12 protein-coding genes are annotated in these 14,711 nt (G+C 41.3%); 4 read left to right on the top strand and 8 right to left on the bottom strand.

Annotation, left to right across the window (positions count from 1 at the left end; genetic code table 11):
* The first annotated feature begins 1 nt into the window (after window position 1).
* Both ACHZBG_RS18115 and ACHZBG_RS18120 read left to right on the top strand, forming a co-directional pair.
* On the top strand, window positions 2-769 hold the full coding sequence (locus ACHZBG_RS18115; RefSeq protein ID WP_320130866.1) for a hypothetical protein: 768 nt from the start codon (window positions 2-4) through the stop codon (window positions 767-769).
* Between the two features lie 14 nt (window positions 770-783).
* Entirely contained in the window at window positions 784-3,288 is a 2,505-nt protein-coding gene (locus tag ACHZBG_RS18120) for a TIGR03936 family radical SAM-associated protein (protein WP_320130867.1), read from the top strand.
* Window positions 3,289-3,381: 93 nt separating this feature from the next.
* Here the strand turns inward: ACHZBG_RS18120 and ACHZBG_RS18125 are convergent, their stop codons facing one another.
* The 6 genes from ACHZBG_RS18125 to mazG all read right to left on the bottom strand — a co-directional run bounded on the left by ACHZBG_RS18125 (window position 3,382) and on the right by mazG (window position 10,586).
* Window positions 3,382-5,385 (bottom strand): ABC transporter ATP-binding protein, encoded by a 2,004-nt coding sequence (locus tag ACHZBG_RS18125; protein ID WP_320130868.1) that lies wholly within the window; start codon window positions 5,383-5,385, stop codon window positions 3,382-3,384.
* Window positions 5,375-6,205: an ABC transporter permease gene (locus ACHZBG_RS18130; RefSeq protein WP_320130869.1), complete on the bottom strand. Its 831-nt coding sequence runs from the start codon at window positions 6,203-6,205 to the stop codon at window positions 5,375-5,377. The genes ACHZBG_RS18125 and ACHZBG_RS18130 overlap by 11 nt, the downstream gene beginning before the upstream one ends.
* Window positions 6,202-7,170: an ABC transporter permease gene (locus ACHZBG_RS18135; RefSeq protein ID WP_320130870.1), complete on the bottom strand. Its 969-nt coding sequence runs from the start codon at window positions 7,168-7,170 to the stop codon at window positions 6,202-6,204. Before ACHZBG_RS18135 ends, ACHZBG_RS18130 begins: the two co-directional genes overlap by 4 nt.
* On the bottom strand, window positions 7,167-8,678 hold the full coding sequence (locus ACHZBG_RS18140) for an ABC transporter substrate-binding protein (protein ID WP_320130871.1): 1,512 nt from the start codon (window positions 8,676-8,678) through the stop codon (window positions 7,167-7,169). The genes ACHZBG_RS18135 and ACHZBG_RS18140 overlap by 4 nt, the downstream gene beginning before the upstream one ends.
* Window positions 8,679-9,029: 351 nt before the next feature.
* Window positions 9,030-9,686: a TrkA C-terminal domain-containing protein gene (locus ACHZBG_RS18145; RefSeq protein WP_320130872.1), complete on the bottom strand. Its 657-nt coding sequence runs from the start codon at window positions 9,684-9,686 to the stop codon at window positions 9,030-9,032.
* A gap of 69 nt (window positions 9,687-9,755) precedes the next feature.
* The gene (gene mazG / locus ACHZBG_RS18150; RefSeq protein WP_320130873.1) at window positions 9,756-10,586 is read right to left on the bottom strand and encodes a nucleoside triphosphate pyrophosphohydrolase; all 831 of its coding nucleotides are present in this window, start codon (window positions 10,584-10,586) and stop codon (window positions 9,756-9,758) included.
* A gap of 112 nt (window positions 10,587-10,698) precedes the next feature.
* Between mazG and ACHZBG_RS18155 the strand changes: the two genes are divergently transcribed.
* A complete protein-coding gene (locus ACHZBG_RS18155) occupies window positions 10,699-11,076 on the top strand; it encodes a GntR family transcriptional regulator (RefSeq protein WP_320130874.1) in 378 nt (125 codons plus the stop codon).
* Between the two features lie 181 nt (window positions 11,077-11,257).
* Entirely contained in the window at window positions 11,258-13,057 is a 1,800-nt protein-coding gene (gene glmS / locus ACHZBG_RS18160; protein WP_320130875.1) for a glutamine--fructose-6-phosphate transaminase (isomerizing), read from the top strand.
* Window positions 13,058-13,189: 132 nt separating this feature from the next.
* Here glmS and ACHZBG_RS18165 read toward each other — a convergent pair whose 3' ends face one another.
* Both ACHZBG_RS18165 and ACHZBG_RS18170 read right to left on the bottom strand, forming a co-directional pair.
* The gene (locus ACHZBG_RS18165) at window positions 13,190-13,951 is read right to left on the bottom strand and encodes a hypothetical protein (protein WP_320130876.1); all 762 of its coding nucleotides are present in this window, start codon (window positions 13,949-13,951) and stop codon (window positions 13,190-13,192) included.
* A 56-nt stretch (window positions 13,952-14,007) separates the two neighbouring features.
* Window positions 14,008-14,697 carry a tetratricopeptide repeat protein gene (locus ACHZBG_RS18170; protein WP_320130877.1) on the bottom strand — a complete coding sequence of 230 codons (690 nt, stop codon included), beginning with the start codon at window positions 14,695-14,697 and terminating at the stop codon, window positions 14,008-14,010.
* Window positions 14,698-14,711 lie beyond the last annotated feature (14 nt).

The raw sequence follows: 14,711 nt of genomic DNA on the forward strand, positions 1-14,711 counted from the left end.
CATGCACGTGCGAAAGTGGTTTGTATGTCTTTTGTTCTTCCTTTTTCTTTTTCTCATGGGTTGCCAAAGGTCATCTTCAAATGCATTACAACAATCCTATGAAAATAAAGAGTATGGGAAAACAATTATCATAGCCCAGACTGCCCTGAAAAAGACCATACAAAGTGAATCTCTCCTCTATGAGGCAAAAGCAAATGCTGCACTGGGAAACACTTTGGACGCATATGAGGAATTGTTATTATTTCTTGCTCTCTATGACAGTAAAGATCCCTATTGGCATGAGGCAAATACCTTGATGTGCAAGATAGGACTGGAAGAAAAGCAATACCAGAGCGTTCTGGCAAGTGGACAAGCCTTGGAACAGTCAGGACTTCTTGAAGGGGAAACTCCTCAATATTATTATCAGGCACTTGTTTTCCTTGGAAGAACAGAACAAGCAAGCAAGGTGTTTTCCACCTATCTGAAAAATAACATTGGACAATATCAATATGCCAAAATGCTTCTTGAAGCTAAAGTAAAGGGACCTGAGTTTGTACAAGTATTTGAAGGTCTCGGCTCTGAGGAACAACTCTCATTGCTTGAATTTGCAGCATCTGATACAGTAACCGGAGCGTATGCGACTGAGTTGCTTGGTTTTGCAATTCCTCTTGAAAAAGCCTTTGAGGATGGGCCAAAACGTAAAAGGGTTTATTCGGTGTTGGAACGTTTATATGGCTTTTCTGACCAACGAGTCCTGCAACGAAAATACGGGACTTTGGCTGATAAATAAATAAGAAGGATGCGATGAACGTAGTAGAACAAATAAAGGATGATCTCCTTTTGATACAAAATCCATCACGATATACTGGTGGTGAGTTTCATTACGGAGATACCAAGGACCTTGATAAAATAGATTTCTATACAGCTATGTGTTTTCCTGATCTCTATGAAATAGGGATGAGCAACAATGCCGTTAGGATTCTCTATGATATTCTTAACAAGATTCCCTCTGTCCATTGTGACAGGGTTTTTTCTGTTGGAGAGGATTTTGAGACACTTCTTCGTGAGAAAAAATTGCCATTATATACCCTTGATCTGGGAAAACCGCTAAACGAGCTTGATCTATTGAATATTTCCATAGGGTATGAACTCTGTGCCACCAATATCCTGCAAATTCTGGAACTTGGTGGTATGTCTCTCCATACTGAAGACAGATGCGAAAGTGATCCTATTGTAATTTGTGGTGGTCCTGCTGCTACCAATCCGTTGCCTTTCTCACCTTTCATTGATTTTGTTTATATTGGTGAAGCCGAAAATGGGCTGGTCGAGTTGGTGTCAACCTTGCGTGAAGGGAAAGCAAAGGGCTATACAAGAACCCAGCAGATCGAAGCTTTGAAAGTATTTGATTTCTTGTGGTATCCAGGTAAGAAACTTGCTATCAGGGCTGTAGACACAGAATTTGCAAACCTCGATGATCATACCTATCAATATTATGTGGTACCGAATTTTAAAGTAGCCCAGGATAATGGTGTTGTTGAAATAATGAGGGGATGTCCGAATAGTTGTCGATTTTGCCATGCTGGCCAGTATTATAAACCGTATAGGCAGAAACAATATGCAACTATCAAGGCCCAGGTAGAGCAAAATGTACATGGCTTCGGATTCCGTGAGGTAACCCTTTCTTCTCTTTCAAGTGGTGACCATCCTTATATCAAGGAACTCATCGAAAGTTTGAATGCAGAATATTCTACTTCACATGTTTCGTTTTCCCTTCCTAGCCTGAAGGTAAACTCTTTTTCTCTCGGAATCCTGGAACAACTTTCTGAAGTTCGTAAAAGTGGACTGACTTTTGCAATAGAAACACCACTCTTACAATGGCAGAGAGCAATAAACAAGGAAGTTCCCGTAGAGCAAGTTGTCTCGATTGCACAAGAAGCAAAACGTCGTGGTTGGAAACTTGCCAAATTCTATTTTATGGTTGGATTGCCTTTTGTTGATCGGGAAATAGAGAATCAGGCAATTGTTGATTATCTGGTCAAAGTCTATGACGCAACCCATATAAATATGAATATAAATATCGGTACGTTCATCCCAAAACCTCATACACCGTTCCAATGGGCAACGCAACTTACTCCTGAGGAATCCTATACGCAACTCTCTTCGCTCAAGAGGGCAATTCAGGAAAGAATACGCGGATGCAAGGTCAGTTATCATGAGCCAAATGTCAGTTACATTGAGGGTTTGATCAGCAGGGGTGATGAGAGATATGGCGCAGTCATCGAAAGTGCCTATCGTAAAGGTTGCCGTCTTGATGCTTGGGATGAATACTTGAAAGCAGATGCCTGGATGGAAGCAATTTCGGAAGCAACCTATGATCCTACAGAAGCAATTTTCAAACCCAGACAACTGGAAGAGGAACTTCCCTGGGATTCTGTATCAATGAGAGTAAGCAAGGCATTTTTGAAAAGTGAATACAAAAACGCAATGGCTTCATTGCTCCTTGAACGCTGTCTTCCCGAATGCGATCATCCTTGTGGTGTTTGTTCAAAGACTACCCAGGTTACCGATACAACTGACATTGATTCAATTCTGGAGGAAGTAAGACAAAAGACACACATTTTGGAACCAAAAATACTCTCCGAAAAGAGAAGCATACAAGTAATCTGTACCTATAGAAGATATGGTAAATCTTTGTATATCAGTCATATCAATGCCATGAGAAATTTTGAAATGGCTTTCCAGAGAAGCACTTTGTCGCTGCAGTTTACCCAAGGCTTCAATCCGAAACCCAAGCTAGAATTCGTAAATCCCTTGTCGTTGGGAATTGCTGGGGATAATGAGGTTTTTCTTGCTGATTTGGATTTGGAACCTGGAGTATCGGAAAAGACGGTCAAGAATTTGTTGCAGAAGGCACTTCCCGAAGGGTATGAATTGAAAAAAGTATTGTTTCTTGATCTTGGAAAGAAACAGACTATGGCAAAATATATAAAGGGAAGTATTTATTCCATCAATACTCATGGTATTGAACAATATGATTCTCTTCTCAAGGATTGGGAAAAGAAATCTACCAATGACCTTTCGGTACGTCATACAGGAGAGTTCATGTATGAAGTAAAAGTTGCAGGAGAAAGGAATATGGTAAAAAGTATATTTGGAAGCGAGGCAAACAAGTTTGAGATTGCCTCGAAAATTACCATCAAGAGAACTTCTCTTTCTGCCGGAAATTGGGATGAGGATTATATTTCTTTTTTCTCCAAGCAAATTGAGAATTTCAAGGAAACTACTGCTTCTATTCTTTCTCTTGAATGACCGGAAGTTAACAAGAAAAGAAACAATGATGCCGCCTCAAAATCGAAAGATTCAAGAGACGGCATTATTGTTTTCCTGATAGGTGAGCAGTACTTATTTGTTATCCAATTCAGGTTTTATATGGCAATAATAGTAGTGGGAGTCACTGATTTTTACCATTGGGGGATATTCAGTCTCACAGATTGATCCGACTTTTTTAGGACATCTACCGGCAAAGGGACAGCCTTTCAATTTTTTGCTTGGGTTCGGTAATTGTCCATAGAGTCTGATGGGCTCTTTTTGCTTTGTTGGGTCAACTTCGGGAATTGCCGAAAGCAAAGCTTCCGTATAAGGATGGTACGGGGGAGACATGACTTCATCCCTGGTTCCAAATTCACAAATTTTCCCTGCATACATTACCATGATGGTGTCGCTAAGGTAATTGATGACATTCAAGTCATGGGAAATGAAGAGATAAGTTACCTGGGTATCCAATTGCAAGTCATTCAACAAGTTGAGGACCGAGGCCTGCACAGAGACATCCAGGGCGCTTGTAGGCTCGTCACAGACGATGAGCTTCGGGGAAATCGACAAAGCCCTGGCAATGGCCACTCGTTGCTGTTCTCCTCCGCTCAATTGATTTGGCTTTTTTAAAAGATATTCTTTCCCAAGATCTACCTTATGCAGCAAATGAATGATTTTCTCTTTTCTTTCTTCAGCAGAATCAATATTCGAAAGACGTTTCATTGGCCGACCGATTATCTGTTCGACCGTATGGGAAGGATTGAGGCTTTTTCCTGGATTTTGGAAAATCAACTGGATATCCTTCAAAGTCTTGGCCGATCGTTTATTCCAGGCAATGGATATATCTTGTCCTTCAAAAAGAATCTTTCCGGTGGTTGGCCGAAATAGGCCAGAGACCATATGTCCTGTCGTGGACTTTCCGCAACCAGACTCGCCAACAATTCCCATGACTGTTCCGTTTTTGACAGAGACCGAAATGTCGTTGACAGCATATACTTTACGAAGCGTACCATATACTTTGTTTACATTCTGTAATTCAAGTAAAGGCTCTTCAGTTTGCTCGACCTGATGTTGAATATTTTTTTTGCGAGGAGTTTTTTTCTTGATGAGAAGCTCCTCTCCATCAATGGCGTAGGCCCTGTCACAGGAGGCAAAATGCTGATCTGCAACTTTTCTGAAGGAAAGCAAGGCTTCGCAAGTAGTAGTATGCTGGTCACAACGATCGGCATAGGGACAGCCACTGGCAACAATTCCCCGTCGTTTCACATATCCCGGAATAGTATTGAGCCGTGTATTTTCCTTGACGACTCCGCCCCTTGGCATACAGTTGATCAAGGCCCTGGTATAGGGGTGAAAGGGATGTTCAAAGATTTTTTCCTTCGGACCTTGCTCGACTATTTCACCATTGTACATGACCACTACTTGTTCAGCTACCTTGTTGATGACTCCCATGTCATGCGATATGTAGATGAGGGACATATGCAAGGTATCTCTCAAGACCTTGATGGAGTCGAGGATGGTTGCCTCTGTCGTGACATCCAAGGCAGTGGTCGGTTCATCAAGAATCATGAGGTCAGGTCTACAGAGTATTGCCATGGCTATGCATATTCTTTGCTGTATTCCCCCGCTTATCTGATGGGGATAGCGGCGAACTATTCCTTTGGGATCACCGATGTTCATCAAGGAAAGTGCTTCGATCGAAGCTTTTCGGGCTTCGGTCTTGTTCAGTTTTTGGTGAATGATAGACACTTCATCAAGCTGAAAACCAATAGTCAATGCTGGATTCAACGAAGATGATGGATTCTGATACACCATGGCAATACGATTGCCACGATAGTTTGCCATTTCCTGTTCAGTTTTTTCAAGGAGATTCTCTCCCTTGAACTTAATGCTTCCCTCAACTTTTGCATTTGAGGCGACATATCGCATTATTGAATACGCAAGCGTGCTTTTCCCGCAACCTGACTCACCGATTATTCCAATGGATTGATCAAAGCCAAGAGAAAGGGAAACATCTCTTACCGCGGCGAATTCGCCCTCAAACGTATTGAATGAAACACTTAGATGTTCGATATCCAATATTTTATCTTTCATGTATGAGTACCTTACTGACAAAGTCAGAGAAAATTGAAATTGCGATTACCAGTGATGCAATGGCAAGTGCGGGAGAGAGGACAGCCCACGGAGCCTGTGAGATGATTGCCTTGTTCTCAATGACCATCATACCCCAGTCAGGTGTTGGTGGTTGGAGTCCTACGCCCAAGAAACCCAGGGAAGCAACCATCATGATTGAGTAGGCGAATCTTGCGGTTGCCTCAACAATGATGGGTCCTGTAGTATTGGGAAGAATTTCAACAAACATGATATAAAAATGGTTTTCCCCACGTATTCGTGCTGCTGAAACATATTCATGACTTTTTTCGGTAAGCAATACACCTCTGGATACCCTGGCTGTCGCCGGAATGAATGCCAAAGAAACAATAAGGGTGAGCGAGATAATTGATGATCCTCCCAGGATACCAAGCACCACCATGGCAAGAACCAAGGGAGGAATGGCCATGAGGATATCCATTATCCTAAGAAACATGAAGTCCAGTTTTCCGCCAAAGTAACCGGCAAAAAAGCCAAGGATTACACCAACTACTGTTGAGATAAGTGCTGTCATCAAGGCAACAGTCAATATGGAACGACTTCCATAGACGACTCTTGAAAGAATATCCCTTCCCAGGTTGTCCGTACCCAAAAGATGCCCTGCAGTTCCAGGAGATACCATCTGGTTGGCAGTATCCATTTGTGTAAATGTAAAAGGAAGAATGGAAGGTCCTATTATTGCAAGGATGATCCAAAGGCAAAGCAATGCAATGCCTGTTATTGCAAGAGGGGATTGTTTTAGTTTATACCAAAAATACTTCATTTCTGGCCTCCTGCAAATCGGATACGAGGATTCAGATAGCTATAGAGCATGTCTGTTATCATTGTGGATATGGAATAAATCACAGTGATCAACAATACGCAGGCTTCTATCAAAGGTACGTCACGTGTCTTGATTGCCGTCATGAGCAAAGAGCCCATTCCCGGGAAACCAAAAAGAGTTTCAACAACGACAAGACCGCCGAATAACCATCCCATATTCATGCCTATGATGGTTATGGAGGGAAGCAGGGCATTTTTAAGGGCATGCCGAAAGATTACATATTTTCTGGGCATCCCCTTGAGAGTAGCCGCCCTGATATAGTCTGATTCCATTACCTGGATCATGGAGGACCGTTGCATACGCGATACATAGCCAAACATGACAAAGGTAATGGAAAGGGCAGGGAGTATCAGTATATTCAGATTGGTAAACAAACTTTCTCCTATGGGAATGATGCTCACAATGGGTAACCATTTGAGTTGGACTCCAAATATGGTAATGAGAAAAACTCCCGATACGAATTCAGGTAAGGCCATGGTTGCCAAACCCAAGAATGAAATAACTGAATCCGTTGGCTTGTTTTTCTTTACTCCGGCAAGGACGCCAAGTACGAGGGACAAGGGTACAAAAATCAGAAAGGCCATCAAGGCAAGAACCAGAGAATGCCCCACTCTTCGCCAAAGGATGGAGTTAATCGAGACTCCTTGCATATAAATGGAATCACCAAGGTCCCCTCGAATAACGTGCGAAAACCAATGGAAGTATTGTACCATTATGGGAGCATCGAGGCCACGGGCTTCTCTCAGAGCCTGTATCGATGAGGGAGTTGCACTCTGTCCGAGTATTATCTGGGCTACATCACCGGGCATCAATTCAACCAGGAGAAATATTATAAGTGACATGACAACCAGGGTCACAAGAAGTGACCCCAGCCTTTTTAGAAAAATTGTTGCAGTTCTATTCATTTTATATCGATATATTTGTATTGGGGAATCATGGTAAGAGGTTGTTTGTAATCGACAATCTTATCACTGACTGCGACCAAGTAGGGCACCTGTACATTGACCAATGTGCCTTCATCATAGAAAAGTTGTTGCAATTCATGATAATACTCCATCCTGGTATCTGGATTTACTTCAGCGGATATCTTGTCGATCAAGGTGTCTACCTTTGGATTGTTCATGTGTGATTCATTCCAAGGGCCAGTCGACTTGAAAGCAAGGGAAAGCAACATGGAGGGATCGATTCTGCCGCCCCAACCAGTGATGCTCATCGGAACATTCAACCAGTATTGGGTAAGATATACATCTCGGGGATAGCCCTTGAGATTGATGGTGAATCCTGCAGGGGCTGCAAGTTCCTTGATGGTCTGGGCAAGTTCCTTTCCAAAAGGATGATCAGACGCGAAGTACAAATCAACACTTACGCCATCAGGATATCCAGCTTCAGCCAACAAAGACTTGGCTTTCTCTATATTTCTTTCTCTCAAAGGTATTTCCATGTATTGGGCCAAGGAATTCATGATGGGGGTCTCACAATAGTTTGAACCGTCACCCAAAGTTGTTTGCGTTACGCTCTTGGAGATGATTTCAGGGTCCATTGTGTATTTGAAGGCAAGTCGAACAAGATTGTCATCAAAAGGTTTCTGATTGGCAGCCATGGAGACAAATCTTTGTTCCTGATACGGAGAAATTACTTTTATTGCTCCGGTACTTTCAAGTCTCTTCTTGATAACCGGGGTAATGAAGGGAACTACATCAACTTTGCCGGCTTCAATCATGGAAACGCTGGCATCGATATCGGGAACAAAATAGATCAGGAGTTTATCGACTTTCGGAAGAGCAGGATCCCAATATTTCGGGTTCTTTACCAATACAGCTGATTCCTTGGGAATAATTTGCTTGACCATGAAAGGCCCCGTTCCCATTGGTTTTGTCTCTCCGAATTTGGCATAGTCGTAATCACTGGAAAGTATTGCCATATTGTAATCGGTCAGCAGATAGACAAAGGTAGGTCTCGGTTCCTTAAGATTGATGACGACCGTATACTTATCAGGGGTATCTATTGACGAGATTACTGCAAAGTCTTGTTTTTTCAAATGTCCGATTGTTGGATCCTGAGTTCTTTCAAGAGTATACTTGACATCTGCAGAATCAAAATCAGAGCCATCCTGGAATTTGACACCTTCTCTTAGGGTAAAAACCCAGCGTTTACCATCTTCGGTGGTCCACTTGGTTGCAAGAACAGGATCAAGTTGCTTGGTATCAGGATTGATTTCAACAAGATATTCATAAATTGAAGAGTCCAGGGAAAAGGCCTGGCCATCCCAGACTCCTGGGGTAATAAGATTTGGGACTTGTTCAGCGATGCGAATTTGTTTTTCCTGAACAGCAGCTTCTTTTTCTCCACCAGCAAAGACCGGTGCAAGTAGTACACTCACCAATAACAGAAAAATTGGTATGATACGTTTCATGTTTCCTCCATATTTTGCGATTATATTGTTCCCACCATCAGCGATAACAATACGCAGTTGGTTGAAACTGAGAGACAACCTATAAAACGTGGTGGCATTGATGGCAGGAACCAACAACTTTATTAAACTATAGAGAGTGTCAGTTTGTCAAGGTCTGATAATGGTCTACATAATTCTTTAAATAAAAAAGAAATAAGTGAATTGTGAAAAAGAGATGGCGAGAAAACATATGTAAAAACATACACTGTATCAAAAGAAAGCAAAAAAACTGCTTGTAAGAAAATATGAAAAAACAAAGCAGGTTGGGAATAATTTTAGGTTGAAAAAGAAAAAAATTACTTGATAAATAAATCAAGAAAGAAGATCAAGGACCAAATCGCGGGTTTTTTGATCACCCACGACAACCAGGACATCAGCTTTAGCCAAAATAAAATCTGGTCCCGGTGACAGAAGGATAGAGTCTTGGCGACGGATTGCAATGACCGTGGCTCCAGTCTTTTGCCAAAACCGTAAAGCAGACAAGGTTTTTCCCAAGGCAGATGAGGAAGAAGGGATCTGGCATTCATACGGTGAAAAAGGATTGCTGGCAGTGAATCGTTCTGTTGCATTTACCAGTTCCTTGGTAATGTTGAAAAGCTCCCGATCAATACGCTCATGTTCCTCGATCAATTCCCTGATTCTCGTAAGTAATGCCTTGGTTTCGTTTCGGCTTCCATTCCTGGCAATATATTTACTGGCATTTTCCCTGGAACGTACGATGACCCCGCTATTGTGTTGTACGAGAACCACTTCCATTTCTTCAAGAAGAGAAAAGGCTCTACGAATGGTTTCTGGAGAGACTCCATATTCACTTGACATGGTAGATCTACCCGAAAGCCTTGCACCTTCAGAAATTTCACCTTTTGCAATTCTGTTTGCTATATCAAAAGCAATACGATCATAAACGGCAACTATCTCATGTCTTTTTCGACGTGTTGTTGTATCTTTTTCGTCTTGAATTAATTCCATGGCTGAGAGTGTAGCACGATACTATGAGGCTAACAATACCGATAATTATCATACAGTAATAAGGAGAGGCTACTTTGTATTGCTTTCCAACTCCTTCACTTCATCCCAAATACTATCCATGATTTCAAAATTTTCCTTCTCGAGGAGGATTCCTCGTTTCAAGCAAATATCCTGCAAGGCGTTGAATCTGCGTCGCATCTTCTGATTTGAACGATGAAGTGCCACAGAAGGAGAAATATGCAGATATCTTGCATAATTTACCACTGAGAAAAGAAGATCTCCAAGTTCAAGTTCAACATCTTCTTCAATACGTTCAATTGCCGAATCTGCCTCAATGACTTCATCAAGCTCTTCCTTGATCTTATCGATTACTCCCTGTTTTTCAGGCCAATCAAAACCGACTCTCTTGATTTTCTTTTGAATTTCATTGGCCATTTCCAAGGGGGGAAGGGTTTTGGGAATTCGACTGAAGAAGTCATCGGGAGCCGCTTTCTTTCCTTCGACTTCAATTTTTATCTTGTTCCAAAGATCTGCTACCTGATCACTATCATCAGCTTTTTCAGTGGAAAATACATGGGGATGTCTTCGTATCAATTTCTCGCAAACTGCATTGATGGATCCTACGATATCAAAATCCTCATGTTCCTTATGCATTTCAAGTAGAAGCATGATATTGAGCAATACATCCCCGATTTCCTCGCTGGCACCATGCTTGTCATTTTCTTGCAATGCATCAATATATTCATAGGTTTCATCCAATAAATTGGTTGCGACAGACTTATTGGTTTGTTTTCTGTCCCAAGGACAGCCTTCAGGACTTCTCAATAAAGTAACGATATCGAAAAGTTGTATCATGGCTTCGCCAAATTCCGTAGCCTGTGTGTATGTATAATCAATCATAGGGAGAGTATACGTAAAATTAGGAAATCAGGAAAGCATGTACAGTACAAAAATTTCTTGACAACGTTGTGTATACTGTGCATACTGTATATTAACAAAAGTGGGGGAAAATATGGAAATTATTATCAGCAATGCAAATACGCAACCTATTTATAAACAAGTCTGTACACAGATACAAGAACAGATTGTATCAGGATTTCTCAAGGAGGGAGATAACCTTCCTTCAATAAGAAATCTTGCAAAAGAGTTGGGAATAAGTGTAATTACAATAAAACATGCCTATGAGGAACTTGAGAAACTAGGATATATAAACACGGTGGCTTCCAAGGGTTGCTTTGTGGCAGCCAGGAACATTGAACAAATCAGGGAAGAATATCGTTTGCAAATTGAGGGACATATGCGTTCCATTATGCTTTTAGCTGATTTTTGTAATATCAAGGAAAAGGAATTGGCTCTCATGTATCAATTGTTAAGACAAGGAAAGGAATGATCACTGCCTTGGTGAAAATATTATGGAAGTAATCATTTCATTTGAAAGTGCTGTATAGGGCATACCTAATGAGAAATAATTACTACATAATTGATATTAATATTTCAAACTAGTAGTATTGATAATCTTTTACATGGTATTAAGGGATTATGGTTGTTGATATTTCTTGTGGAGGTGGCATATGTGTGGAATTGTCGGCTATATAGGATCAGATCAGGCTTCTCCGATTTTATTGGAGGCTTTGCGAAAGCTTGAATATCGTGGCTATGATTCTGCAGGAATTGCGGTCGTCCAAGAGAATCACAAACTCCAGGTGCGTAAAATCAAGGGAAGATTGTCGAATCTGGAACTCTTGGTACAGCAGCAACCAGTGGAAGGTATGTGCGGTATAGGCCATACACGATGGGCAACGCATGGTGATCCAAGCGATATCAACAGTCATCCGCATACTGATGTTTCAGGAAATATTGCAGTAGTACATAATGGTATTATAGAAAATCATGCTTCCTTGAAGCTCTGGCTGGAAAACCATGGAGTTGTCTTCAGGAGCCAGACTGACAGTGAGGTCATTGCACATTTAGTGGATTTTCATTACAACGGGGATCTCTTGCTGGCAGTCATGGAAACAGTCAAACGACTTGAAGGTTCCTATGCAATAGCGGTGGTCTGTGAAGATTATCCAGATAGAATGGTCGTTGCCAGAAAAGATAGTCCCTTGGTAATCGGGATTGCAGATGGTTGTTCACTCATTGCAAGTGATGTCCCCCCGTTGTTGGGTTTCACCCGGGAAGTCCAATATCTGAACGAAAATGAGCTGGCAGTATTGAAGGCTGATAGCGTAAAGATTTATTCAATTGAAGGCGAAGAACTCGAACGGGAAACCAGCCATATAGATTGGGATATTGAGGCAGCAGAGAAATGTGGATATGAACATTTTATGTTGAAAGAGATCTTTGAACAGCCAAAGGCTCTTGCCGATACCTTGTCATCCAGGATCAAGAATGAAGAAATTTGCCTTGATCCGGCTATTTCGGCTTTACTAAAGGAATGTACACATCTTTTAATCGTAGGTTGTGGTTCTGCCTATCATGCAGGGATGGTTGCCAAGTATGTCATTGAACATTTTGCAGGAATCAGTGTTGAAGTCGATTTTGCCAGTGAGCTACGCTATAGAACGCCTCTATGCAAGCGAGGTGACGTCTGTATCGTCATTAGTCAGAGTGGTGAGACTGCGGACACCTTGGCTTCCTTGCGTTTGCTCAAGAGCCTTGGCGTAAAAACCATTGCATTGACCAATGTGGTTGGTTCAACCATCAGTCGTGAAGCTGATTTGGTCATGTACACCCAGGCAGGTCCCGAGATTGCCGTTGCTTCAACAAAAGCCCTTACGACTCAACTGATGTGCTTATATCTCATCGCTATGGTTCTGGAAAAGGGAAAAGATAAGCTATTGCTTGTTAAACTAAAGCAAATTCCAAGCTTGGCCCAAACTTTATTGGATAAACAAGATGATATCCAGCGGTTTGCTGCCAGGCAATTCAACAAGAACAAAGTGTTTTTCATGGGAAGGCTTACTGATTATGCAATAAGTATGGAAAGTGCCTTGAAGCTCAAGGAAATCAGTTATACGCATAGTGAGTCTTTTGCTGCAGGTGAACTCAAGCATGGACCGATTGCCTTGGTGGATGAATCTACGTTGGTAGTAGCCATGTGTACGCATCCGAGTTTGTATAGGAAGATGGATTCAAATATCAAGGAAGTAAAAGCTCGCGGAGCTACGGCTTTGGTGATTACCTTTGATAATGTCCATGATTTTGATGCTACTGCGGACGAAGTATTCAGGATTCCCGAGACTGAACCATATTTTACGCCAATGCTTACAGTTATCGTCAGTCAGTTATATGCGTATTATTGCTCAGTACTCAAAGGCAATGATCCTGACAAACCAAGGAATCTTGCAAAATCAGTTACAGTTGAATAATTAAATACAAAAAAGACATTTCCCAAGGGAATGTCTTTTAATAATTGTTTCTAGTTGTCAGAATATACATTATTACCAAGTATGGATTTTTAAAGAATCCTTTTTCTCTATAGAAATAATGCAGGAAGGAAATCAAGTTGTAGTAGTTGTAAGAGAAAGAGAGCCAAGATATGTAAGTTCAGTCCAGAAGATATTATTGAAAGATCCCTCAGCTACGCACATCGCGGCAAAAACATGGCAATAATATGTAGAATCAATGATATCTGAAGTTGAAACAGCTGCATAATCCGTTACGTCAGCCATTTCACTTGTTGAGGCCAAAAAGTTTTCTCCATTGTAACGTGTAAGATTGTTGGTGGTCTGTGGTGTATAGCCGTAGTCTGTAGTATCGGACAAGCCTAAATCATACCCGGAAGTGGTATCACCTTCGAGAGTCAATGTAAATTCCAAGCTGCAATTATTTGGATCATCAGCTACAGTAATATAGTCAGGCGCAGTAAACAGCGTTTGGTTTACATCTGAGAAAGCAAATAATTCATAAATTGAACCTGAAGTCACTGTGAGGAGGATGGGGGCTGAAAGACTCGGGGATATAATCTTGCCATAGGGTTTATTGATATAGGTAGTAGAAAAACTACTGATTATGGAAGAATAAGGGATTGTAGAATTATCACTCAATACATAAAACAACATCAACGAAGGACCAGTGCCCGTAGTAATCAAATCCAGATCATCGTCTGCGGAAGTGAATTCTCCTGATACTGAAGTTACCGAGTCACTTCCTGCATCGATTGATTCCTCGAGATAAAATATAGTCGCAATCCCGCATCCAACAAGAATGAGAATGCAAAAAGAGACAAACACCAAAAAAAGCTTTTTATTCATTTTTTTCATTAGCATCTGTCTCCTTGTGATGGGTAAAAAGTTACCCTACTCCTATTTTCTTTGATTTAAAGGATTACCAATTTGTTTTTAGCTAGTTTTGCAAACTCTGAACTTGGGAACTGGTCAGCAAGCTGTTGGAACGTAGCCTTGGCAAGATCGATATTACCGGCCTTTTCCTGCAACCTAGCCTGTCCAAAGAGAGCCTTCGGAGATTCTGCTGCATTGTTTCCGTATTCATCGATAAGCTTGGTATAGTATTCCAAAGCAAGGGTATCATTATTCAGATTCTCTGCACAGCTGGCTGCATTGCACAAGGACAAAGATCCAAGGTAAGAATCGGAAGCCTTGTCATGTACAGCAAGGAAGCTATCCATTGCCTTCTGATAATCTTTCTGATCAAAAGATTGAACTCCCAAAAGATACTGAGCCTTAAGAGCTGGATACTTCTTGTTTTTGGAAGCTAATGCAGTCAGTTTTGCAACAAGATCATCAACTTTTGTCTGGTAATCAGCTGCATCCTTATCAGATGCCTGAAGTTCAGAATATGTAGTGGAAAGTTGATCAATCTCGTTAAATTCCTTACTCAAAGCTTTGTTGTTTATCCCTGAAATAATGCCGATGGCGAGAATTATCACAACAAGGGCAATACAAGATATCAAAACAATCTTACGATGGTTTCCAAGAAATGAATTCAGTTGTCCCTCGATTCTTTCAGTCGTGGTAATCTCAACCTTATCCTTTTTTTTATCACTCATTGGGTATCTCCGCG

The organism is uncultured Sphaerochaeta sp. (assembly GCF_963676625.2).
Classification (GTDB): Bacteria; Spirochaetota; Spirochaetia; order Sphaerochaetales; family Sphaerochaetaceae; genus Sphaerochaeta.